Origin of the sequence: Chryseobacterium sp. CT-SW4 (genome assembly GCF_048572715.1) — a bacterium.
Lineage (GTDB): Bacteria > Bacteroidota > Bacteroidia > Flavobacteriales > Weeksellaceae > Chryseobacterium.
In genome coordinates, this window is the sequence record NZ_CP183840.1 from 2,707,954 (window position 1) to 2,729,078 (window position 21,125).

General features: G+C 36.3%; 25 protein-coding genes. 13 read left to right on the forward strand and 12 right to left on the reverse strand.

Features of this window, described 5'->3' with window-relative positions; translation table 11 throughout:
- Positions 1 to 19 precede the first annotated feature (19 nt).
- From ABJ974_RS12160 to tssO (ABJ974_RS12170), 3 genes are read right to left on the reverse strand one after another with little or no spacing between them, the layout of a single operon-like run.
- Positions 20 to 931: a PKD domain-containing protein gene (locus ABJ974_RS12160; protein WP_419868513.1), complete on the reverse strand. Its 912-nt coding sequence runs from the start codon at positions 929 to 931 to the stop codon at positions 20 to 22.
- Between the two features lie 60 nt (positions 932 to 991).
- Positions 992 to 1,516 carry a type VI secretion system TssO gene (tssO, locus tag ABJ974_RS12165; protein ID WP_419868514.1) on the reverse strand — a complete coding sequence of 175 codons (525 nt, stop codon included), beginning with the start codon at positions 1,514 to 1,516 and terminating at the stop codon, positions 992 to 994.
- Positions 1,517 to 1,527: 11 nt separating this feature from the next.
- Positions 1,528 to 2,064, reverse strand: coding sequence for a type VI secretion system TssO (gene tssO / locus ABJ974_RS12170; protein ID WP_419868515.1), 537 nt, complete (start codon positions 2,062 to 2,064; stop codon positions 1,528 to 1,530).
- A 245-nt stretch (positions 2,065 to 2,309) separates the two neighbouring features.
- Between tssO (ABJ974_RS12170) and ABJ974_RS12175 the strand changes: the two genes are divergently transcribed.
- The 8 genes from ABJ974_RS12175 to ABJ974_RS12210 all read left to right on the forward strand — a co-directional run bounded on the left by ABJ974_RS12175 (position 2,310) and on the right by ABJ974_RS12210 (position 9,614).
- On the forward strand, positions 2,310 to 2,912 hold the full coding sequence (locus ABJ974_RS12175; protein ID WP_419868516.1) for a LuxR C-terminal-related transcriptional regulator: 603 nt from the start codon (positions 2,310 to 2,312) through the stop codon (positions 2,910 to 2,912).
- 135 nt (positions 2,913 to 3,047) lie between these two features.
- Positions 3,048 to 3,338: an HU family DNA-binding protein gene (locus ABJ974_RS12180; protein ID WP_002984212.1), complete on the forward strand. Its 291-nt coding sequence runs from the start codon at positions 3,048 to 3,050 to the stop codon at positions 3,336 to 3,338.
- A gap of 360 nt (positions 3,339 to 3,698) precedes the next feature.
- Positions 3,699 to 5,258 (forward strand): Rne/Rng family ribonuclease, encoded by a 1,560-nt coding sequence (locus tag ABJ974_RS12185; RefSeq protein WP_419868517.1) that lies wholly within the window; start codon positions 3,699 to 3,701, stop codon positions 5,256 to 5,258.
- Between the two features lie 98 nt (positions 5,259 to 5,356).
- Positions 5,357 to 6,013 carry a uracil-DNA glycosylase gene (locus tag ABJ974_RS12190; RefSeq protein ID WP_419868518.1) on the forward strand — a complete coding sequence of 219 codons (657 nt, stop codon included), beginning with the start codon at positions 5,357 to 5,359 and terminating at the stop codon, positions 6,011 to 6,013.
- A gap of 346 nt (positions 6,014 to 6,359) precedes the next feature.
- On the forward strand, positions 6,360 to 6,989 hold the full coding sequence (locus ABJ974_RS12195; RefSeq protein WP_419868519.1) for an NUDIX hydrolase: 630 nt from the start codon (positions 6,360 to 6,362) through the stop codon (positions 6,987 to 6,989).
- Between the two features lie 27 nt (positions 6,990 to 7,016).
- Positions 7,017 to 7,823, forward strand: coding sequence for a lysophospholipid acyltransferase family protein (locus ABJ974_RS12200; RefSeq protein ID WP_419868520.1), 807 nt, complete (start codon positions 7,017 to 7,019; stop codon positions 7,821 to 7,823).
- Positions 7,824 to 7,833: 10 nt separating this feature from the next.
- Positions 7,834 to 8,268 (forward strand): hypothetical protein, encoded by a 435-nt coding sequence (locus ABJ974_RS12205; protein WP_419868521.1) that lies wholly within the window; start codon positions 7,834 to 7,836, stop codon positions 8,266 to 8,268.
- 8 nt (positions 8,269 to 8,276) lie between these two features.
- Positions 8,277 to 9,614: a UDP-N-acetylmuramate--L-alanine ligase gene (locus tag ABJ974_RS12210; protein WP_419868522.1), complete on the forward strand. Its 1,338-nt coding sequence runs from the start codon at positions 8,277 to 8,279 to the stop codon at positions 9,612 to 9,614.
- 69 nt (positions 9,615 to 9,683) lie between these two features.
- Here ABJ974_RS12210 and ABJ974_RS12215 read toward each other — a convergent pair whose 3' ends face one another.
- The 4 genes from ABJ974_RS12215 to ABJ974_RS12230 form a co-directional block, all read right to left on the reverse strand.
- Positions 9,684 to 10,223, reverse strand: coding sequence for a DUF6705 family protein (locus tag ABJ974_RS12215; protein ID WP_419868523.1), 540 nt, complete (start codon positions 10,221 to 10,223; stop codon positions 9,684 to 9,686).
- A gap of 9 nt (positions 10,224 to 10,232) precedes the next feature.
- Positions 10,233 to 11,564, reverse strand: coding sequence for a hypothetical protein (locus ABJ974_RS12220; RefSeq protein WP_419868524.1), 1,332 nt, complete (start codon positions 11,562 to 11,564; stop codon positions 10,233 to 10,235).
- A 201-nt stretch (positions 11,565 to 11,765) separates the two neighbouring features.
- Complete coding sequence (locus tag ABJ974_RS12225) at positions 11,766 to 12,830, reverse strand: NAD(P)H-dependent flavin oxidoreductase (protein ID WP_419868525.1); 1,065 nt, start codon at positions 12,828 to 12,830, stop codon at positions 11,766 to 11,768.
- Positions 12,831 to 12,859: 29 nt separating this feature from the next.
- Complete coding sequence (locus ABJ974_RS12230) at positions 12,860 to 13,735, reverse strand: aldo/keto reductase (protein ID WP_419868526.1); 876 nt, start codon at positions 13,733 to 13,735, stop codon at positions 12,860 to 12,862.
- Between the two features lie 91 nt (positions 13,736 to 13,826).
- On the opposite strand from ABJ974_RS12230, the gene ABJ974_RS12235 reads away from it, so the two are divergent.
- The gene (locus tag ABJ974_RS12235; RefSeq protein ID WP_419868527.1) at positions 13,827 to 14,261 is read left to right on the forward strand and encodes a GNAT family N-acetyltransferase; all 435 of its coding nucleotides are present in this window, start codon (positions 13,827 to 13,829) and stop codon (positions 14,259 to 14,261) included.
- Positions 14,262 to 14,271: 10 nt separating this feature from the next.
- On the opposite strand, the gene ABJ974_RS12240 is transcribed toward ABJ974_RS12235, so the two are convergent.
- On the reverse strand, positions 14,272 to 15,168 hold the full coding sequence (locus ABJ974_RS12240; protein WP_419868528.1) for a LysR family transcriptional regulator: 897 nt from the start codon (positions 15,166 to 15,168) through the stop codon (positions 14,272 to 14,274).
- A 102-nt stretch (positions 15,169 to 15,270) separates the two neighbouring features.
- On the opposite strand from ABJ974_RS12240, the gene ABJ974_RS12245 reads away from it, so the two are divergent.
- The 3 genes from ABJ974_RS12245 to ABJ974_RS12255 all read left to right on the forward strand — a co-directional run bounded on the left by ABJ974_RS12245 (position 15,271) and on the right by ABJ974_RS12255 (position 16,927).
- Entirely contained in the window at positions 15,271 to 15,885 is a 615-nt protein-coding gene (locus ABJ974_RS12245) for an NAD(P)H-dependent oxidoreductase (RefSeq protein ID WP_419868529.1), read from the forward strand.
- Positions 15,885 to 16,175 carry a putative quinol monooxygenase gene (locus tag ABJ974_RS12250; protein ID WP_419868530.1) on the forward strand — a complete coding sequence of 97 codons (291 nt, stop codon included), beginning with the start codon at positions 15,885 to 15,887 and terminating at the stop codon, positions 16,173 to 16,175. Before ABJ974_RS12245 ends, ABJ974_RS12250 begins: the two co-directional genes overlap by 1 nt.
- Positions 16,176 to 16,252: 77 nt before the next feature.
- Positions 16,253 to 16,927, forward strand: a complete 675-nt coding sequence (locus ABJ974_RS12255) for a type 1 glutamine amidotransferase domain-containing protein (protein WP_419868531.1) — start codon at positions 16,253 to 16,255, stop codon at positions 16,925 to 16,927.
- 47 nt (positions 16,928 to 16,974) lie between these two features.
- Here the strand turns inward: ABJ974_RS12255 and ABJ974_RS12260 are convergent, their stop codons facing one another.
- Positions 16,975 to 17,415, reverse strand: a complete 441-nt coding sequence (locus tag ABJ974_RS12260) for a carboxymuconolactone decarboxylase family protein (RefSeq protein ID WP_419868532.1) — start codon at positions 17,413 to 17,415, stop codon at positions 16,975 to 16,977.
- A 59-nt stretch (positions 17,416 to 17,474) separates the two neighbouring features.
- Positions 17,475 to 18,047, reverse strand: a complete 573-nt coding sequence (locus tag ABJ974_RS12265) for a Crp/Fnr family transcriptional regulator (RefSeq protein ID WP_419868533.1) — start codon at positions 18,045 to 18,047, stop codon at positions 17,475 to 17,477.
- 62 nt (positions 18,048 to 18,109) lie between these two features.
- Here ABJ974_RS12265 and ABJ974_RS12270 point away from each other — a divergent pair, with 62 nt between their 5' ends.
- On the forward strand, positions 18,110 to 18,475 hold the full coding sequence (locus ABJ974_RS12270; RefSeq protein ID WP_419868534.1) for a DUF1304 domain-containing protein: 366 nt from the start codon (positions 18,110 to 18,112) through the stop codon (positions 18,473 to 18,475).
- A gap of 33 nt (positions 18,476 to 18,508) precedes the next feature.
- Here ABJ974_RS12270 and ABJ974_RS12275 read toward each other — a convergent pair whose 3' ends face one another.
- Positions 18,509 to 18,973, reverse strand: coding sequence for a thiol:disulfide interchange protein (locus ABJ974_RS12275; RefSeq protein WP_419868535.1), 465 nt, complete (start codon positions 18,971 to 18,973; stop codon positions 18,509 to 18,511).
- Positions 18,970 to 21,039: a TonB-dependent receptor plug domain-containing protein gene (locus ABJ974_RS12280; protein ID WP_419868536.1), complete on the reverse strand. Its 2,070-nt coding sequence runs from the start codon at positions 21,037 to 21,039 to the stop codon at positions 18,970 to 18,972. The genes ABJ974_RS12275 and ABJ974_RS12280 overlap by 4 nt, the downstream gene beginning before the upstream one ends.
- Positions 21,040 to 21,125: the final 86 nt, after the last annotated feature.

Here is a 21,125-nt window from a genome sequence, read left to right on the forward strand (position 1 = left end):
TAAGAAAAAAGCTTTACGATTATTTACTTTGGTTGATATCGACTTTGGTTACACAGTTCTGTGCGTCATCAAAATTCACTTTTACCGTCTGGATCACATTATTCTTATCAAACTGAAGTCCAGCACAGTACATGTAAAAGTTATTCATTTTACTGTCATTTACTTTTACCACCGTATTTTCATTTTTACATAAATACTTAGTAAGCAGATAGTTATAGTGATAGTTAAAACTATTACCATTCGCTATTTGCTGTAAATGATATTTAAAATCATTATCAACTTTTTCGTAAGCATCTTCCACGCTTACTTCTCCATCATCAAGAGGGTCATAAGCCGGCAGAATTTTTATATGGTGTAAGATAGGTTCCACATTTTGATCCGTATACAGAGTAACTACATAATCTCCTGGTTTTTTATACGAATAAATGGACAACTTTTCTTTAGAGTCAATATTGCCTGTTTCTCCGAATTTCCAGGTAAATTGTTTGGCATTGGAAATAGCCCGGAACTGTACATTTTCAAACTGCATCGCCTGAGTCTGGGCATCAATGGTAGTAGGTGTAACCACGCTGTCTTTAGGTTTTGGAATTCCTCTTGCAGAAACCAAAACCGGAAATGATTTGGAATATTTATTATCAATAATCAATGTTACCTGATAATATCCCGGTCTGTTATAAAAGTGAATACCTTTACTCTTATCCGAAGTGGTCCCGTCTCCGAAATCCCATTTTTTGAATTTGGCAAACTGGGTTTTATCTTCGAAGGAGAGGGTGTCTCCTACAGATACAGAGGAAGGGTAAACCACTCCTACTATGTCATCTGCTGAATGGATTACTTTTTTCTGTAACCATAATACAACCAATGCGGCAACCAATAAAGTTGCGATTACACCGATAATAATGTTCTTTTTGTTTTTCTGAAAATAATTCATAGTTAATAATTGTGAGATGTGCTTTATCGTTATATTTTTTTTCTTTGTGATTGGCAGGAATTACTGATTTCGGGATCTCAATGCATTTTCCCTTTGTATCAGCTGGTCTTTCTTTTCTTTAAATCCTATGGAGCAGTCCTGGAACTGCTTTTCAAAGACCTTGATGTTTTCAGATTTCTTGGACACAATCTTTTTGTCGTCAAAATACATTTTGTAGAACTGGGCAATCTGAGGATAGCCTTCTTTACGGAGATCATTGACACTTACGTTTTCAAAGGCATTGGCAATATCATTAATCCCGTACCGGATATTATTTTCCTCAAAAGGCTGGGGAACTTCATCCGTGAGTTTGCTGATCTGGCTAAAGGTGCTGTCCAGTAAGGGCTGAACTATTTTTTGTTGCTGATCGAATTTTGATTTTTGCTCCAGCGTTTGAATAGCCAGCATATCCGAAGACGAAAATGGCGATTCAAAAGCCTTTAAAAAGATGATTCCTAAGAATAAGAGTGCGGTAAGAAGCATTAGAAGCAGATAAAAAAACTGGTAATGCTTTTCTTTTTTAGATAAGGTAATTTGTCCCTGCATAGTGTTTATATTTATCTTTTTCTTCTACTTCCGGTAAATCTTCGGGTAGGATCTACCCTGAGCTCACTGTTTACTCTTCCCACTTTTCCCATACACTCATTCAGATCTCTGAGTGCGGTCTGCTCCTTATTGGAGATATTGATAATCTGGGTCTTTAATGCCAGCATAGGCTCCAGATTCTTCAATAAAACAGAATAGTGTTTGAAGTTTTTAGCACTGTCCGTACCCATAATATTTTTAGCATCCCTTACGTTATCCATAATATAGTTTCGCAAAAAAATATCATTTTCTACCTTATTGATATCCAGCTGATTCATTCTGTAATAAATACTATCCACCTGGATTTTCAATAATTCGTTTCTACTCAGTAAGTTCTTGTATTCGTCCACCTCTTTCTGAATTCCTTTTCTTTGAATATCATAACTCTTGAAAAAGAAAAATACAGCACAAAAGGAGACACCGGAAAGTATAATGAAAGATAATATAAACTTCCATATACCCAATCTGACATCAGACTTGTTCAGTTTTTTGTCACTATTTGTTGACATATTTTGTGGTTGTTTTGGGGATGTGAAAATAGGAAAAAAATTAATTACGCACAATATTTAATTTATCAGGTTTTTAACGAAATTTCTTTATACCAATGGATTTTCAAACTTTGATAACTTTTTCATAAATTTGGGACCAGAATTTTAATTATCAAACACCAAATCGATATTAAAAAGTGAGTAAAATCTTATCCAAAACGATACGGTTTTCTATAGCGGACAGTGATTTTTATTTTAAAAAAATAATGATTAAAACGCTCACAGAGAGCCCTTTCTATGTACTTCTGAATGACTGCAATAACGGGCATGAGCTTGTTAACAGGATATACAGAAGACAGGAAGACGTATTCCTTGTGGAGCTTTTTATGCCTGTGCTGAGCGGAATTGAAGCCATAAAGTACATCCGGAAAAGCAATACAGAAACTCCTATTATCACCTATTCCGGGACCTATCAGGAAGATATGGCGGAAATCCTTTACAAGATTCCGAATATTTATTACTGCCAGAAAAAGAGCAACATCATTCTGGATATTATCAAAGGAAAAATTCTTTCGGATGAATTTGATTATGATCATTATTCCAAAGAATGGGAAAAACAACCTCTGGCCGTACAGGAATATATGGACAGACAAAAGAGAAGCCAGGAGGAACTTTCTTCTACAGAAATACAGCTGATGAAGTTTTGTTATGAAGGCTTCAGCAACAAGGAAATTGCGGAAAAGCTCAATTTAAGCACGCGGACTATTGACACCTATATTAACAGGCTTACTGAGAAACTCGGGCTGAAAACCAAGCTTCATCTCATCAGATTCTGTGTAGAAAACGGATATTACAACTCCAGTATGTGAACCTAAAAACTCACACATTGTTGTAGTAAATATAAAAACCTCAATAGTTTACAAAAATATTTTATCAACTAATTTGCTAATTTTCAATTTTTTTAACTAAATTTGCAGACCTAAAAATTAAAATTTAAAAAGGAAATGACAAAGGCAGAATTGGTAAACACCATCTCAAATAAGTTGGGAACAGAAAAGAATGAAACACAGAAAGTTGTAGAAGCTTTTATGCAGGAGATTAGAACGTCTATGTACAATGGAGACAATGTTTATCTAAGAGGTTTTGGTTCTTTTATTATTAAAACAAGAGCGGCCAAAACGGGACGAAATATTTCTAAAAACACTGCAATTGAGATCCCTGCTCATAACATTCCTGCTTTCAAACCTTCAAAATCTTTTGTTGAGAAAGTAAAAACTAAAGTTGCAGTAAAATAAATAATTAACTGAATATTAACTAGTTACTAAAAATTAAAATTATGCCAAGCGGAAAAAAAAGAAAAAGACACAAGGTTGCAACTCACAAAAGAAAGAAAAGAAGAAGAGCGAACAGACATAAGAAAAAATAATCTCTTTTTCTCGAGATTTACAATATAATAATATAGTTGGTGTTTTTAAGTTTTTAATATTCACCGACTATATTTTTGTTTTGAAACGATAAGATTCCGGATGTCAGTTGGGATTTAAATTTATTTATTTAAAAAAATATAGTAGTTTTCATTACAAATTCTTAATTTTAAAAATCTATTTATTCCAAACTATGTCCTATAATCTTAACAATTTTATCTTATAACAACAATGAAGAAAGAACTTATAGTTTCGCATGAGGATGAACTTACAAAAATTGCATTACTCGAAGACGGAAGACTATGTGAACTTCATGAGGAAGAGGACAAAAACGATTTTGTAGTAGGGGATTTATTTATAGGAAAAGTAAAAAAGCTGGCTCCTAACCTTAACGCTGCGTTTGTAAACATAGGCTATGACAAAGATGCTTTTTTACATTATCAGGATCTAGGCCCCCAATATCTTACCTACAGAAAATTTTTAAAAGATACCCATTCTAAAAAACAAACCAGTTCCAGTTTAAAGAATTTTCAGATACAACCGGAAATTAACAAAAACGGAACAGTGGATAAAGTGATCGCAAAAGACGATGTCGTTCTTTTACAGATCACCAAAGAACCTATTTCTACAAAAGGCCCGAGAATTTCTACCCAAATCTCCTTAACAGGACGTTTTTTAATATTAATTCCCTTCGACCATAAAGTTTCAATTTCTAAAAAAATTAAAACTTCCGAAGAGAAAGAGAGATTAAGGACCCTTATAGAAAGTATAAAGCCGGAAGGATTCGGAGTCATTATCAGAACTGTTGCCGAAGGCAAAAAAGTAGCCGACCTCCATAATGATATGAATCAGCTGATTCAAAAATGGGAAAACACCTTTAAAAATATTCAAAGAAATAAAGTTCCTTCAAAGGTTTTAAGTGAAGAAGACAAAGCTTCCGCCATTTTAAGGGATAACTTCAATCAGGATTTTGTCAATATCATCTGTGATGATGAACAGATGGTACAGGAAATGAAAAATTACCTCGAAGTAATCGCTCCCGAAAGAAAGAACATCATTCAGTTTTATGATTCTCACATTCCTCTTTTAGAATATTATAATGTGGAAAAACAACTTAAACAAAGTTTTGGAAAGCACGTTAATATTCCCAGTTCAAAAGGCGCCTATCTGGTCATAGAACATACCGAAGCATTACATGTCGTAGATGTCAATTCCGGAAATAATATCACCACAGGAAACTCGGCCAATAAAGAACATGCTTTAAACGTCAACAAAATGGCATCCACCGAAATTGCGAGACAGCTCCGTCTTCGTGATATGGGAGGAATTATCGTGGTGGATTTCATCGATATGCCCAATGCTGAGCACCGGAAAGAACTCTATGAACACCTGAAGGAAGAAATGAAACGGGACAAGGCACGTCACAAAATATTACCTCCAAGTAAATTCGGACTTATCCAGATTACCAGGCAGAGAAATCGCCCCGAAAAACAGATTGACACCAAAGAAGAAAACCCCAATAAAGATGGAGAAATCGTAGCTCCCATCGTAATTGTAGAAAGAATGGGGGAAACCATAAGAACCATCATGCAGAAAGAAAAAGGAAAGCTTTTCCTTCATGTACACCCTTTCGTAGAAGCCTATCTTACAAAAGGTATTAAAAGCATCCAGATGAAATGGTTTATAAAATACAAAAAATGGGTCACCATTATTCCCCGTGATTCATTTAAATATTTAGAATACAAAGTATACAATTCCAAAAAAGAAGAATTGGTAGGATATTCTAATTAAAAAAATACAGAAGCCTTTAGTTTGATACTGAAGGCTTTTTTATTGATCTTTCAAATCCCTGTATTATTCGTATATTCGAAGGGAAATAGAAAAAGTACATGAAAAACTGGAGTGAATTTTTAGAAGCAGAAAAGAAAGAAGAATATTTTACCTCACTGATGCAGAAAGTGAATGAAGCTTATGAAAAAGGACCCGTTTATCCACCCAAAGAAGAAATGTTTTCCTGTTTTGATTTATGTCCATACCCCAATACCAAGGCCGTTATCATAGGACAGGACCCTTATCACAGAGCCAACCAGGCACATGGACTGAGCTTTTCCGTAAAGCCTGATGTTAAAATTCCACCAAGTCTTAAAAATATTTATAAAGAACTTAAAACCGATCTCAATATTGATCCTCCTTCCCATGGCTATTTAGCATCATGGGCCCAACAAGGCGTCCTTATGATGAATACAAGCTGGACCGTGAACGAAGGGCAGGCCGGCAGTCATAAAAAATTGGGATGGACAAAATTTACCCAGCGGGTACTTCAGGTCCTTAACGGTCACGAACAGCCTCTTGTATTCCTTTTATGGGGAAATCACGCAATAGAAGCTGCAAGCGGAATAGATAATCCCAAGCATTTACTCTTAAAAAGTCCTCACCCCTCTCCTTTAGCCGGAGGTGGATTTTTTGGAAGCAGACCTTTCTCACAAGCCAACGAGTTTCTGGAAAAAGAAGGCCGTGGAGCCATCGACTGGAGGATTTCCGATTAAAACCACCTGTAAAATATCTATTTCAATGAATAAAGAACATCAATACCCGGTCACTATCCAATGGAAGCGGAAGCTTTAAAGAAGTAACGCTAAACCCAACCATTATTGTAAAAGATGAATCAATGGTTCCTAAAGCCCGGGAGCTTCATAAAAAGGCTAATGAATATTGTTTCATTGCCAACTCGGTGCGTTTCCACGTACATCACATCCCCGTCATCTCTTCTCAATAATTAAAATTCTTTCTTTAAAAATCTCCGTGAAAAATAATTAAAAAAATAAGCAAAATCATGGTTAATTAATGTTAAAGCATATCCTTTTCCTGAATATATATTCATAAATTTGATGAATGGAAAGTTTCGGAAAAGATTTTTTAAAGAAAGTTAAAAGCGTTGAGCTCCCCGGAGAAAATGCACATGGAGTATTTTCCCCTCCTTCCCGTCCGTTTTTTAGTTATGATCAGATTTTGGAGAAAAATCCGAAGCTGGCATCTGTTAATATCTTATTATACTTAAAAAACAATGAGTGGTACTTTCCTTTAATTCAGAGAAGTGAGAATAAACACGACAGACACAGCGGGCAGATTTCCCTGCCGGGTGGAAAGCGTGAAGAGATGGATCAAAACTTTGCAGAAACTGCAATCCGTGAAACCTCCGAAGAAATTGGCATTGAAAAATATTATGTAAGGATAATAAGGGAGATGTCCCCGATCTATATTCCTGCAAGTAATTTTTATGTATATCCTTTCATATCATATACCAAAAAGAACCCTGTTTTCGTTTTACAGGAAAGCGAAGTGGTAGAAATTATAGAGTTTCCCGTTACTTCTTTTCTTAATCTTCCTGATAAGCCTGAAATTATGGCATTACCGGGTGCAGGAGGCAAGGAAGTACCTGTGATTAATTTTAACGGTTATATCATATGGGGGGCTACCTCCATGATACTGAGTGAATTCAGCCAGTTGCTGAAAAATATGTAAATTTGTACCATTGTGTTTATTTGAAAGATGGCGAAGAAAAATATTTTCACCGATGCATTCGGAACACCTTATTTTTTAAAGAGGTTAATTATTTTTATTTTAGGGATTGTTTCTTACAGAAGATTCAATGGCTTTAATAAATTGAAAATAACCGGTACCGAAAACCTGGTGGACCTTCCGGATTCCAATGTATTGTTCGTTTCCAACCATCAGACCTACTTTGCGGATGTTGCGGCCATGTATCATGCATTTTGTGCTGTAAACAACGGGTATTTAAATACCATTAAAAACCCTATATACCTGCTTAACCCCAAGATTGATTTCTATTACGTAGCAGCCGAGGAAACCATGAATAAAGGAATCCTTCCCAAAATATTTAAAATTGCGGGTGCGGTAACGGTTAAAAGAACCTGGAGAGCAGAAGGAAAAGCGGTCAACAGAATGGTGGATATGAGCGAGGTGGATAACATCATGAAGGCACTGGATAACGGATGGGTGGCTACCTTCCCACAAGGGACGACCTCAGCATTTGCCCAGGGAAGAAGAGGAACCGCAAAGCTGGTTAAAAATCAGCGTCCAATAGTAATTCCCATCAAGATCAATGGTTTCAGAAGAGCATTCGATAAAAAAGGCCTTCGGGTAAAAGTAACCGGGGTAAAGCCTACTATGGAGTTTAAAAAGCCCCTGGATATTGATTATGACAACGAAAACGCACATGAAATATTATTGAAAATAATGACTGCCATTGAGCAGACAGAAGATTTCAACCTATTACACAATTATGATGAAGAATTAAAAGCAAAAAAATTAGAACAATCGGATTCAAATAATTAAAACAGGAAATATGAAAAGAATAATAGGGATTTTATTCGCCGTCATAGTATTAATTGCTTGTAATAGCCAAAAAGTATATTCAGATTTTGATATCAGCTATTCCAAAAGCGGGGGTTACTCTCCTATCTATGAAAATCTACTGATTAAAGGTAATAATGTACACTATTCTTTTGAAGGACAGGGGAAGAAGATTAAGAAGGATTTTAAAATATCCAATGAAGAGCTGCAACACCTCGACAATATTCTTTCTCAAAATAATTTTAGAAGAATACAGGAAGACCACAAAAAATTGTATGATAATGTATCTACATCTATCAATGTAAAAAAAGGTCCGAATGAAGGGAGTAAGACTGATGCCAGCTTAGTTATGCCCAATTACAAAACCAACTGGGAAAATATCGTAAATGCCTTCCAGGAGGTCATCAATAACAATGTAAAAAAATAACAAATAAATTGAAAACCCATTTCATTGCCATTGGCGGAAGCGCCATGCATAATCTTGCGATTGCGTTAAAAGATAAAGGATATCAGGTAACAGGTTCGGATGATGCTATTTTTGAACCTTCAAAATCAAGACTTGAGAAAAAAGGTATTTTGCCTCAGGAAATGGGCTGGTTTCCGGAAAAAATAACTCCGGATATCGATGCAGTAATCCTCGGAATGCACGCACATCAGGATAATCCTGAACTTGCAAAGGCTAAAGAGCTTGGGCTGAAAATTTATTCTTATCCGGAATTTCTTTACGAGCAGTCTAAAGACAAAACCCGTGTGGTAATTGCCGGTTCTCATGGAAAAACCACCATCACGTCCATGATCCTTCATGTTCTGAATTTTCATCATAAAGATATCGACTTTATGGTAGGGGCCCAGCTTGAAGGCTTTGACTGCATGGTAAAACTGACACCGGATAATGATTTCATGGTGCTGGAAGGAGATGAATACCTCTCTTCTCCTATTGACCTGCGTTCCAAATTTTTGTTATATCAGCCTAATATTGCTTTAATAAGCGGTATTGCTTGGGATCACATCAATGTTTTCAAAACTTTTGATGATTATGTAGAACAGTTCAGGAAATTTGTCGCCAGTGTAACGCCCGGAGGAGTTGTTGTATATAATGAAGAAGACGCCGAAGTCGTAAAAGTGGTAGAGGAAGCCGAGAATTATTTCAGGAAGATACCTTATAAAACCCCTGAATATGAAATCACCAACGGAAATGTTTTCTTAAAAACAGAAATGGGAGATATTCCTCTTTCGGTTTTCGGAGCCCATAATTTACTTAACCTTGAAGGGGCCAGACATATCTGCCAGCAGCTGGGTATTATGGACGAAGCTTTCTATGAAGCGATCATCAGCTTTAAAGGAGCCTCAAAACGTCTCGAAAAAGTAGAAAGAGAAGATAAGGGAACTCTTTATAAAGACTTTGCACATGCACCCAGTAAGGTGAAAGCAACTGTGAAAGCCTTTCAGGAACAGTTTCCCAATGATAATAAATACGGATTCCTGGAACTTCATACCTATTCCAGTCTTAATCCTGTATTCCTGGAGCAGTACGACCACGCTATGGACGGCCTGGACGAGGCCATCGTATTCTATTCCGAAGATGCTTTAAAAATCAAAAGAATGGATCCTATATCCCCGGAACTGATTAAAGAAAAATTTAAAAATGATAATCTGAAAGTATTTACCAATGCGGAAGACCTGCATGCTTACTGGAATACTTTAGACAAAACCCAGGGCGTTTATCTGATGATGAGCTCTGGTAACTTTGGAAACTTGGATTTAACAAAATAGATACTTTAGATAAAAATACAAAAGTACTTTAGACTGCCCCAAAAAGTAGACACTTTTTTGGGGCATTTTTTATTGTTTTGTTAAAATTATGTTTTGAGGGAATGAAATAGAAGAATCATAAGGAATTTGCCCGGGAATATTAATTTTTGTACCGGGATAATTTTGAACTTTCACCAATTTAATATGAGTAGAATCTATATAATTTATTTCAAATTCAACATTTTTGTTGTTTTTAGAAAGGTGTGTTATTCCTCCCTTCAGTACATTCGGATCTTTTAGTGTATACCCCAGTAATGTAGTCTTCTTTGCATTATAATTGATATTAGAGTATATTGTAGAATCTTCAATTAATATATTATTACTAACATATTTATGAAACCCATATAAAGCATCTGCCCTTACGTTTCCTTGTATGGGTAATGATATATTTTCTTTTTTAAAAATTAATTCAAAAGTATTACCGCCTTCTTTCCATATCCAATTTCCTATAAATTTATCAATATTATGATTTGGATTATTTGCTCCGGGCGAGTAGTTGAATGTTTGTGATTTATATTTCATAGAAAAACAAATCATGATAAGTAACAATATAATATTTCTTGTTTTCATAATTTAATTTTAAGGGCAATTTTGCAGTATTATATTTCCATTAGAATCTTTTGTCAGCAATCCCCAGTTTAGCATATTATTATCTCCTTTCAATATTTTTAATCCTGTATTATTAGCTTCTAAATAATTATAGAATCCTTTTTCATTGCTTACCACAGAATTATCATAATCTATACCGAACATTTGATATACAAATTCATAATTTTTTAAAACAACTGGATCAAAAGTATTTCCTTCAAATAAATTAGCAACAAAAGCACCCAATTTAATCGAATCATCTATCACCATTATATATTGGGTATCGGAAGCTGTTACGACTCCCATAATAAAACTATTCATATCTGCTATTAATCCTTGTTTATAAAGTTGTGCAATTGCAAATATATCAGAAGCAGAGAATATTGAAAGTATTCCTGTATAATGACTATGAATAAATCCACTTACAGGAGCGTTCACATCAAAATTTATTTCACCTGTATTAGAGCTTCCCTGTATTGGTGTTCCATTTAAATCGTTTCCATTTTTTGTTAGTACAAATCCATATTCCGAATCTTCTGCTGTTTTAGTTTTTAGATCGGACATTAAAGATTTTGTAGTATCATTTTTTCCGATTGATTTCATTTTTAAACAAGGGTTAATATTGAGTTCCGGCAGACCTCCACCTCCTCCATCAAGATTGCCATCCATACAGTTTTCATAAATGGAACAACCTCCTGATGTCCCTCCGCTTCCACCTGATGGTAATCCATTTCCGTTTCCCCCGGATTTAGGAACAGTGATGATTATTCCCTCAATATCACATGCAGGATAACCAGGAAAACCACATGCATATTTATTTAGCCTGTTATTTACTGTACTTTTCAGATATTGTGCTGTAAATAAACTCAAGATTTCAGAATAATTCTTTTCATCAGAAGACATTTCGTAAAATTCTACAAAAGTTTCTTCATCTTTTAAAGCAGCAACCATTATACCGGCAACCTGATAGTCTCTGATCAAAGGAAAAAGAACATACTTTTCCCCTTTATCCGTGGTAAATTCCTGAGAACGGATATTAAACTCTATATATTCACCGGATACTGTTTCTGACCTACTGAAAGAAGTTTTCATTGCTTTTGCCGTATGACTGACATTATAAAGACTGTCATAACGTTCCATCAAGGTTTTAAAACCGTCGGCATAATTAACCGTTATTCCGTTTTGCTCAGTAAAGACCTGAAACTTATTGAAAGTATATTGCTCATCGTTACTTTTAAGGTAATCGTCCTCTGTACTGCAGGAATTAAGTATAAGTAAGCACAGGGCTGTGGGAAACAGCCAGGGAATAATTTTTTTTATCATCAATTATTAGTTTTTATAAGTTTAAAGATAGCAAATTCCTTCAATACTCCCAAATATGGGAAATATTTAAAAAATAAAAATCTTTTCCCGTAATTTTTGTGTGATATAATGAAATTATTGAATGAAAAATATGAATGATTTAAAATACAAAGCACCTAATTAAAGGTGCTTTTTTTTAATTCAATATTTTAATTTTATCATCTAGTCCAAGGTTTCTGCCTCCCTGATCAGCCGCGAAAGAATTTCTTCCGTAGAATGTTCACTATAACAGCCTATGGACTGCCCTGCCCAGATATTAACAAAATCAGCATTTTTTACCAATCTCGCTGCTTTTCTCAATTCTCCCGTCAATTTATTCTGATAAGGATAAGGCAGAATATAGGCAGATCCTTCCAAGGCTTCAGTAAAGGCATTCCTGATCCCTCTTGCATAACGTCCTGAAAAACTCCGGGTTAGCACTACTTCATTTTCCTTTACCTGCTGAAGTCTTTCCTTTTCAAAAGGCCGTAAAGCACTTTCCTCGGAAGCCAGTAGAATACTTCCAACCTGAAATCCCTGCGCTCCTAGGTCTTTAGCAGCTTTTAAAGTAGTTGCATTATAGATTCCTCCTGCATAGATAAGGGGCACCGTAACCTTCTCATAGACCTGAGATAAAAGAGACAGTCCTCCAATCTGCGGAATATTTTCCGTCTCAAAAGTTCCTCTGTGTCCTCCTGCTTCAATTCCCTGGACACAAATAATATCAATACCGGAATTTTCAAGGATCAAAGCTTCCTCCACGGAATTACAGGTTCCTATAAGGATGGTATTATTATCTTTTAATTTTTTAATACTTTCAGCATCAAGGTTCCCGAAGGTAAAGCTTACCAGCTTACAACCTTCCTCAATAATTACATCCACCTGATCATGATAGCTGTTCAATAGAACATCTTCAATAGAAGAAAGCTCTACATCAATACCGTTTTCCTTTGCAAGTTCTTCAATAAACTTTTTAGACTCCCGATATTGCTCTTTCAGTGAATCGGTTATAGCAGGAATGGAATGAACAAAAATATTAACAGCAAACGGTTTGTCCGTAAGGGATCTCGTTTTCCTGATGAGCTCCCTGCACTGTTCTCCGGAAAGATCTGCCAGTGCCAGGGAACCAAGACATCCGGCTTTGGCAGCAGCTGAAACCATTTCGAGAGTACTTACTCCGAACATAGGAGCCTGAATAACGGGATATTGTAAATCCAACAGCTCATTTATTGTATTTGGCCAGATCATATGAACTCATTAAATTATATCAGTCTTCATTAAATATCCGCAATAGAATTAAGCATTTTCTTTTCCCATTCAGGATCTTTCGGATCAAAGAATAATCTTTTGCCGGTATCCAGGGAACGGATAATATTCATTTCATCCTCTGACAGCTCAAAATCAAAAACATTAAAATTCTCTTCTATTCTTGACGGAGTTACCGATTTTGGAATAACCACGAATCCTTCCTGCAAATGCCATCTCAAAATAACCTGCGCCACCGTCTTATTATATTTTTCTGAAATCTTTTTCAGATTTTCATTATTTAAAAGCTCGGAATTTCCATTTCCAAGGGGACTCCACGGCTGGGTAATAATATTATTCTTCCTGTCATACTCCTGCAGCTCTTTTTGTTGGAAAACCGGATGCAGCTCAATTTGATTTACAGCCGGAAGGATGTTAGAATGAGATTTCAATTCTTCTAATTTCTCCACCGGAAAATTACAAACCCCAATAGCTTTGATCTTACCTTCGTTGTATAATTCCTCCATCGCCTTCCACGCACCTAAAAAATCATTATAAGGCCAGTGAATAAGATACATATCCAGATAGTCCAGCTGCAGCCTGTCCAATGTTCTTTGAAATGCTCCCTTTGCTTTATCATAAGCCGTATCCTGAACCCAGAGTTTAGAGGTAATAAATAAATCTTCCCTGCTGACCCCACTATTTCTGATTGCATTTCCAACAGCCGTTTCATTAAGATAAATAGAAGCCGTATCAATCATTCTGTACCCAGTTTGGATGGCTTTAATTACCGTAGCTTCACAAAGCTGAAGATCTTCAATCTGCCATACCCCAAATCCTAAAGCAGGAATATCAATTCCATTATTTAATTCTACAACAGGCTGTCCTGCATACGTTTTTTGTTTCATAATCCCTTATTTTTTATTCTAAAACAAATTTGCGACAAAAACTTAAATTTCCGATTAGCATTAATCGTTTATTTTTGCATAAATTTATGACATGTCTTATAAAATCATCATAGCCCAAGATAAAGACTATTCCAGGATCATGGAAATCTGGGAGTCTGCTGTAAAAGCCACTCATGATTTTCTATCGGAAGAAGATTTCAACTATTTTAAAGAAGTAATTCCCCGAGATTATCTTCCTAATCTTGATGTCTATACCATTACTGAAAACGGGATCATCCATGGATTTGCAGCCGTAGCTGAAGAAACACTCGAAATGCTTTTCATTCACAATGATTCACGGGGAAAAGGATATGGGAAAAAGCTGTATGAACATATGCGGACAAATACAGGACTGACCAAAGTAGATGTAAATGAACAAAATCCCCAGGCCGTAGGTTTCTATGAAAAAATGGGATTCAGGAAGACCGGAAGGTCCGCAAAAGATAGTTCGGGAAAAGATTATCCGATTATTCATATGAGCTTATAAACCGGAACTTTTACTTCATTACCTGCCGGAATAAGCTTTTAATATGGGCAATTTCATTAGGGTGATTCGTATTTTTACGACATCCGAAATAAAGCGTATTCTCCAGTTTTCTGTTCCCTTCCCACACCAGGCTTATCTCTTTATTGTCAATCTCATTTTTACAAAGAAAATCTGGGATGACAGCCAGCCCGCTTCCTCCTTTCAGACAACGGATAATAGAATTGAGATTGGGTACGATATAATTAGGCCGGAAATTTGGCTTATGTCCGAAATTCAAAGTCCAGAACTGAAAAAGATGTTCCATATCGCCCGTGGTTCCGTACCATTTTTCCTCTTTCAGCCAGTCTTCTACTTTCTCAATATCTCCGGATTTTAATATTTTTTGAAAACTTTTGATATCCACATTATTCCCTCCTACCAGAATAATTTGTTCGGAAGAAAATGCCTCATGTTCTATATTGGGTGAAGACCCTTTTTTAGGCGTAATAATAAGATCTAGAATTCCTTTATCCAGCTGGTCCAGCATTTCGGGATATTCCCCAAAGCAGATAATCAGGTTAAACGGTAAAGTTGAAACATACTGCTCCAGAGTTGTCTGAAAAGTTTCAAAACACATTCCCACACTGATCGTAGGAGTACTTTTCTCCGTAGACTTCTGAAAGTTCTTTTCTACTTCTTCCAGTTTAGACAAAGGCTCGGAAATAGCGTTAAACAAAACCTTTCCTCTTTCCGTAGGATGCATTTTCCTTCCCGTCCTGTCAAATAACTTATACCCTACATACGCTTCCAATGAGCTTAAATGCAGACTTACCCCCGGCTGGGAAATAAACAGTGATTCAGCCGCACCGGTAAGCGTACCCGTTTTATAGATCGCTTTAAAAGTCCGGTACCATTCCAGATTAACCATTTTTTATTATTATAATTATAATACAAAGGTATAATTTATATTATTTTTATTATAGAAAATTCTCTACTAATTTTGCATAGTAAATTTAAACGTTCATCAACAATGAAAAAAGTATTAATCATCAATGCCGGACAGAATTTCGGACATTCAGGAGGAAGATATAATAAAACGGTTACGGAAAGTACGGCAGAAGCTTTAAAAGCATTTAATAATGTAGAAGTTAGAATAACCCATATTGAAGAAGGATACGATAAAGAAGAAGAAGTTCAGAAATTCGTATGGGCCGATTATATTATTTATCATACTCCGATCTGGTGGTTCCAGGTTCCTTTCGGATTCAAAAAATACTTGGATGAAGTATTCACGGCAGGTCATAATAAAGGTTTATACAAAAGTGACGGAAGAAGCTCCAAAAACCCGGCTATCAACTATGGGACCGGTGGAACACTGAACGGCAGAAAATACATGGTAACCACTACCTGGAATGCTCCGGCAACCGCTTTTACCCTTCCGGGAGAATTTTTTAATGAAACCAGTGTAGACAATGGACCGTTATTTGGATTCCATAGAATGAACGCATTCCTTTCTTTGGAAAGACTGGAAGGATTCCATTTTCATGATGTGGAAAAGAATGCAGATGTTGAGCGCGATATGAAATTGTATAAAGAACATATAACAGGTATTTTTGAAAAAGAATTAAAGCCACAATTAGCATAATGAAAATTTATTTAACAGCAGTTATAAAAGCCAAAGAAGAATACAGAGCAGAAGTTTTAGAAGTTCTTCAGAATATGGTAAAAGAAACAAGAAAAGAAGAGGCCAACGAGCTATACACCCTTCATCAGGGAATAGAAGATAAAAATCAGTTCATCTTTTATGAAATATGGAAAGATCAGAAAGGACTGGAAGCCCACAATCAACAGCCTTATCTTCAGGCTTTCGCAGCGATTGTTGACGAAAAGCTTCAGGAAAAGCCACAGATCTACACTACCCATATTCTCGAATGATGAAAAACTTAGCACTTTTAATCCTAAGCCTGTTGAGCATAGGTTTCACTCAAGCACAAAATAAAAAATCGAATCATATGAAAAATAAGATTTTATTTGTAGTTACCAGTCATGATAAAAAAGGTAACACAGGAGAAAGTACGGGATATTATCTGGGGGAAGTTTCCCATCCATGGGAGGTTCTTCACCATGCCGGATATGAAATTGATTTCGTAAGCCCGAAAGGAGGAACCCCTCCGGTAGACGGCTTTGATCTTAAAGATCCGGTAAATAAAGAATTTTGGGAAAATAAAGAATATAAAAACAAAATTGACAATTCCCTTCAGCCTTCACAAGTAGATCCTTCCCAATACGCTGCTATTTTTTATGCAGGAGGACACGGGGCTATGTGGGATTTCGCCGATAATACCCAGCTGGCAGATATCGCCGCAAAAATCTATGAAAATGGAGGTATCGTAGCCGGAGTTTGTCATGGACCCGCAGGTTTGGTTAATATTAAATTAAGCGACGGTAAATATCTTGTAGACGGTAAAAAGATCAATGCTTTCACCAATGAGGAAGAAGCAGAGGTAAAACTTGCGAATGTCGTTCCTTTCCTTCTGGAAGACCAACTGAAAGCCAGGGGTGCTAAATTTGAAAAATCCGGACTTTGGCAGACCCATGTAGTTACTGACCAAAGAGTTGTTACTGGACAAAATCCACAGTCGGCGAAAGGAGTCGGAGAAGCTATTCTTAAAGAGCTTAAAAAATAGTCGTTGAGACTTATTCATAAAAAAAAGCGGATCAGTGATCCGCTTTTTTATTTACTTACAGGCAGATGTGTGCTTATTGCAATTCTGTTCCATGCATTGATGGTAATTACTGCCATAATGATTTGACCCATCTGATGTTCATCAAAAAACTGCAGGGCCTTGTTGTACGTTTCTTCGGTTAATCCCTGCCGATGAATTAATGTAATTTCCTCGGTCATGGCCAGCAGTACTTTTTCTTCCTCTGAGAAAAGATCCGTTTCTCTCCATGCGTTCAAAAGGAAGAGCCTTTGAGGAGTTTCTCCATATTTTAAGGCATCCTTGGTATGCATATCCAGACAAAAAGCACATCCGTTGATCTGGGAAGCTCTCGTTTTGATCAGCTCCTTCTGGATAGGAGTTAAAGAAGCAGACTGTAAATAATTTTCCAGTCCCAGCATCGCTTTGTAACCTGCCGGCTCCGTAGTGGCCATATTAATGCGTGTACTCATAACATTTAATTTTATAAGACAAAGATCCCCTTTATCAATTATGAAATTCTTAAACTGGTTTAAGAACGCAGCCTGGCCCTGATTTCACTTAAATATTCCGGAGTAAAACCTAAAAAAGAAGCGATCAGATACTGAGGAATTCTTTGAATAAACCAGGGATACTGTGTACTGAACTGCACATAAAGTTCCTCTCTCGTAAATTCATGAAGGTAGCGGATTCTCCTCTCTGCGGCAGCATAGGCTTTCTGATAAACCATCCTGAAATAATGCTCCATTACCGGATATTTCTCCAGCAGAACTTTCTGGGAAGCCAAATCAATACTTAAAACAATTGATGGCTCAACCGCCTGAATATTAAAATCTGACCGCACCTGCCTTTCAAATGCAAAAGTATCTGTGATCCACCAGTTTTCTATGGCAAACTCCGTTGTTTGCTCCACTCCTTTTTCGTTAATGAAAAACTTTCTCAGACATCCATGGGACACAAAAAATAAAGATCTGCATACCTCTCCTTCTTTCATCAGATTTTCCTTTTTTTTAAACTGATGAACAGTGAAGAATGACAAAATTGATGCATATTCTTCATCATTAATCTTAATAAATTTATCCAGATGGGCTCTAAAATTTTCCATTTTATATTTCAATAACCAAACTTAATTTTATTTTTTTAGTTTTACAATAAGAAACAAACGGGATGGAAATCATTGCAAAAATTTTAATTGCTGTCGTAGCATTAGAACATATTTATATTCTTTGGATGGAAATGTTTGCCTGGGAAACCAAAGGAAAAGAAGTATTCAAATCTGCTTTACCGGCAGAAATGTTTAAACCTACAAAAGGACTTGCCGCGAATCAGGGACTATACAACGGCTTTCTTGCAGCGGGTCTGATCTGGTCGTTTTTCATTGATGATCAGCAGTGGCAGGATAATATTGCCCTTTTCTTTTTGGGATGTGTTGCCGTTGCAGGTATTTATGGAGCGGTGTCAGCTACCAGAAAGATATTTTTCGTACAGGCATTACCGGCTATATTAGCTATTATTGCTGTACTTTTAAAGTAATTTTAAAATAAATTTATCCGTTCTTACAGTAGTTTAATGAACAAATAATTCGTTAAGCTTTTTCTTCATTTCCTCCGGTTCCCATAAACCTTCATGATAATAAATAAGGTTTAAATGGGCATCCAGAATGATCCATAACGGGTAAACCGGCTGCTGTTTATTTCGGGATAAAGCCAGTACAATTTCGTGAATACCGGAACTTCCGTTGGAAACATAGGTAAATTCTTTTCCCTGAAAAAATATATTTTCTTTTGTTTTTTCTGCTTCAAAATTAATCATATGAAAGCTATCATTAATTCTATTTACCAGCTCTTTATCCTGGTTCTGCCGGAAGGTTTCCACTTTACATACCGTACACCAATCCGTATAAAAATGAATAATTACAGGACGTCGATCTTGTTTCTGGCGGTATTCAAGCTCTGAAAAAGTGCCTGTTTCTATCTTCTGGGAGAGATAAAAACAAGGCACCCACATTAAAAAAATTAAGAGTTTTTTCACTTTATTATATATTTAATACCCAAAAAACCTCTGATTCCCTGCATCGGTGCATAGCCGTAAGCCGTATCAAAAGTATAGTGATTGGGATTACTGACAGGATCATCAACATAACGGTCAAAAGGATCAAACGGCCTCATCAGGGGATCTTTCGGAGTAAAATTGAGCAGGTTTTTTATCCCGCAATAGACTTCAAATCCGGATTCAAAACGTTTGGAAACCTGAATATTCGCCAAAGAATAAAAAGGTGAATAATCCGGTCTGTAATCATTATGCTGAACCGGTAATCTCATCGGACCGTAGAACTGCCCTGTAAAATCTATTGCTAAGTTCTTAGGAAACTGATAGGTCAGTCCATAAGTTCCGCTCCATTTCGGAGCGTGCAGTTGCTGTATTTTGGTATTTTCATCATCCGTTTTCTGGTATACATCGAGGTAGGTCACCCCGAAATTAACGGTCAAAGGAAAATTAAAGTTAAAATCCACATTCAGCGAAAGTCCTCTTGAAATGCCATATCCATGGAGATTATCATAAATAATCTTATCCGGATCCGTATCAAAATCACCGACAATTTTATTACTGAAATAAGTATAAAATGCAGAAGCATCAAGATTAATAAAACGTCCGTCCACAGGGATTTTCCAGATATAATTCAGGTTTCCGTTAACAGAACGTTCCGGCTTTAAATCTGCCTTAATAATAACTTCCCGGGAGCCCGTTAAAGCGGCATGATCCTCCGTAAATAGGTTTACCACCCTGAACCCTGTTCCAAAATTGAACCTTAAAGTATGATAAGGATTAGGTGAAAACTTCCATGCCAGCCTTGGAGAATGAACGGAATGATGAACTTTATCATAATCATAGCGGTAACCCAGCAGTAAAGTATTTTTAGAATCAATTTCCCATTGATCCTGTATAAAAGCCCCTAAAATGGGAGACTTCATGGGCTCATTGACCAATCCGTCCGAAGACATCGTTCCTGGAGTATTATCATCATAAAAAGTTCTCTTCACCGTAACTCCTGCTATCAGATCATGATTTCCGAATTTTTTATTCCAATAAGTCTGGAAAAAAGCTACCTTCTGTAACGCTTCATAAGCATTGTTACCATAAAAAGAGCTCTGATCATGATAATTATATGAAAACTGCGAAATAATCTGTTCTTTCAGCGGCCATTGGTAAACCCCGAACGCTTCTACCCTGTTGGTATAAATACTTTCTCCATAGATCTCGTCACTGCCCCTATAAGATTTATTCCACTGCATCTCCCCACCGAAACGGTCTTCATACAGATAGCGCAAGGCAAAACTTCCCAACCGGTTATCCTTTCTGCGAAAATTCCATTTATTAAAAACCGATATTCTATTTTGCAGAGCCGCATCGGTGAAATTATCCTTATTCTGGTCTATCTTCTCATTAAAAATGAAATAATTTAAGCTCAATAATGAAGCGACATCCTTTCCTACTTTGAATTTTGTGGATACATCCAGGTTGTTCTCATTCCATGTGCTTGTCATCATATCTACACTGAATGTTGGAGCAGTCAGGGCATTTTTAGTAATAATATTAATGACACCACCCATAGCTTCAGACCCATACAGTGAAGAGGCAGGACCTTTAACCACTTCCACTCTTTCTATAAGGCTGTTAGGAATACCGCTCAGTCCGTACACGGTAGACAGTGAGCTTACAATAGGCATTCCATCTATAAGGATCATCGTATAAGGGCCTTCCAATCCATTGATATGAATATCCCCTGTATTACAAACCGAACAGTTCAGCTGTGGTTTGATACCGTTCACCATAGCAATAGCTTCAAAAATATTATGAGTGGGATTTTTCTGAAAAAATTTCTGACTATAAATTTCCACTGCCACAGGGCTTTTTGATCTGCTCATAGGTTTTATAGTCCCGGTAATGACCACATCTTCGATATTTTTCATCCTGTTTCTTTCTTTTTCAGAGAAAGAAGAATCAGCTTTTGAATGAATTTCCCAACGTAAACTGTCTTTTTCCTGTGCTTTTAAAAAAGAAAATGATACTATACAAAAAAATAATATTCGCTTCATGAAATAAATTTGTTAGACAAATCTAACAAATTATTTTAAATCTCCAAACATTATGTTAAGTATTGCCCTTCTTAGTTCTTAAAATT

Coding starts and splice junctions, on each gene's coding strand:
- ABJ974_RS12160 (WP_419868513.1), bottom strand. CDS start 931: ATGAATTATTTTCAGAAAAACAAAAAGAACATTATTATCGGTGTAATC.
- tssO (WP_419868514.1), bottom strand. CDS start 1,516: ATGCAGGGACAAATTACCTTATCTAAAAAAGAAAAGCATTACCAGTTT.
- tssO (WP_419868515.1), bottom strand. CDS start 2,064: ATGTCAACAAATAGTGACAAAAAACTGAACAAGTCTGATGTCAGATTG.
- ABJ974_RS12175 (WP_419868516.1), top strand. CDS start 2,310: ATGATTAAAACGCTCACAGAGAGCCCTTTCTATGTACTTCTGAATGAC.
- ABJ974_RS12180 (WP_002984212.1), top strand. CDS start 3,048: ATGACAAAGGCAGAATTGGTAAACACCATCTCAAATAAGTTGGGAACA.
- ABJ974_RS12185 (WP_419868517.1), top strand. CDS start 3,699: ATGAAGAAAGAACTTATAGTTTCGCATGAGGATGAACTTACAAAAATT.
- ABJ974_RS12190 (WP_419868518.1), top strand. CDS start 5,357: ATGAAAAACTGGAGTGAATTTTTAGAAGCAGAAAAGAAAGAAGAATAT.
- ABJ974_RS12195 (WP_419868519.1), top strand. CDS start 6,360: ATGGAAAGTTTCGGAAAAGATTTTTTAAAGAAAGTTAAAAGCGTTGAG.
- ABJ974_RS12200 (WP_419868520.1), top strand. CDS start 7,017: ATGGCGAAGAAAAATATTTTCACCGATGCATTCGGAACACCTTATTTT.
- ABJ974_RS12205 (WP_419868521.1), top strand. CDS start 7,834: ATGAAAAGAATAATAGGGATTTTATTCGCCGTCATAGTATTAATTGCT.
- ABJ974_RS12215 (WP_419868523.1), bottom strand. CDS start 10,223: ATGAAAACAAGAAATATTATATTGTTACTTATCATGATTTGTTTTTCT.
- ABJ974_RS12220 (WP_419868524.1), bottom strand. CDS start 11,564: ATGATAAAAAAAATTATTCCCTGGCTGTTTCCCACAGCCCTGTGCTTA.
- ABJ974_RS12225 (WP_419868525.1), bottom strand. CDS start 12,830: ATGATCTGGCCAAATACAATAAATGAGCTGTTGGATTTACAATATCCC.
- ABJ974_RS12230 (WP_419868526.1), bottom strand. CDS start 13,735: ATGAAACAAAAAACGTATGCAGGACAGCCTGTTGTAGAATTAAATAAT.
- ABJ974_RS12235 (WP_419868527.1), top strand. CDS start 13,827: ATGTCTTATAAAATCATCATAGCCCAAGATAAAGACTATTCCAGGATC.
- ABJ974_RS12240 (WP_419868528.1), bottom strand. CDS start 15,168: ATGGTTAATCTGGAATGGTACCGGACTTTTAAAGCGATCTATAAAACG.
- ABJ974_RS12245 (WP_419868529.1), top strand. CDS start 15,271: ATGAAAAAAGTATTAATCATCAATGCCGGACAGAATTTCGGACATTCA.
- ABJ974_RS12250 (WP_419868530.1), top strand. CDS start 15,885: ATGAAAATTTATTTAACAGCAGTTATAAAAGCCAAAGAAGAATACAGA.
- ABJ974_RS12255 (WP_419868531.1), top strand. CDS start 16,253: ATGAAAAATAAGATTTTATTTGTAGTTACCAGTCATGATAAAAAAGGT.
- ABJ974_RS12260 (WP_419868532.1), bottom strand. CDS start 17,415: ATGAGTACACGCATTAATATGGCCACTACGGAGCCGGCAGGTTACAAA.
- ABJ974_RS12265 (WP_419868533.1), bottom strand. CDS start 18,047: ATGGAAAATTTTAGAGCCCATCTGGATAAATTTATTAAGATTAATGAT.
- ABJ974_RS12270 (WP_419868534.1), top strand. CDS start 18,110: ATGGAAATCATTGCAAAAATTTTAATTGCTGTCGTAGCATTAGAACAT.
- ABJ974_RS12280 (WP_419868536.1), bottom strand. CDS start 21,039: ATGAAGCGAATATTATTTTTTTGTATAGTATCATTTTCTTTTTTAAAA.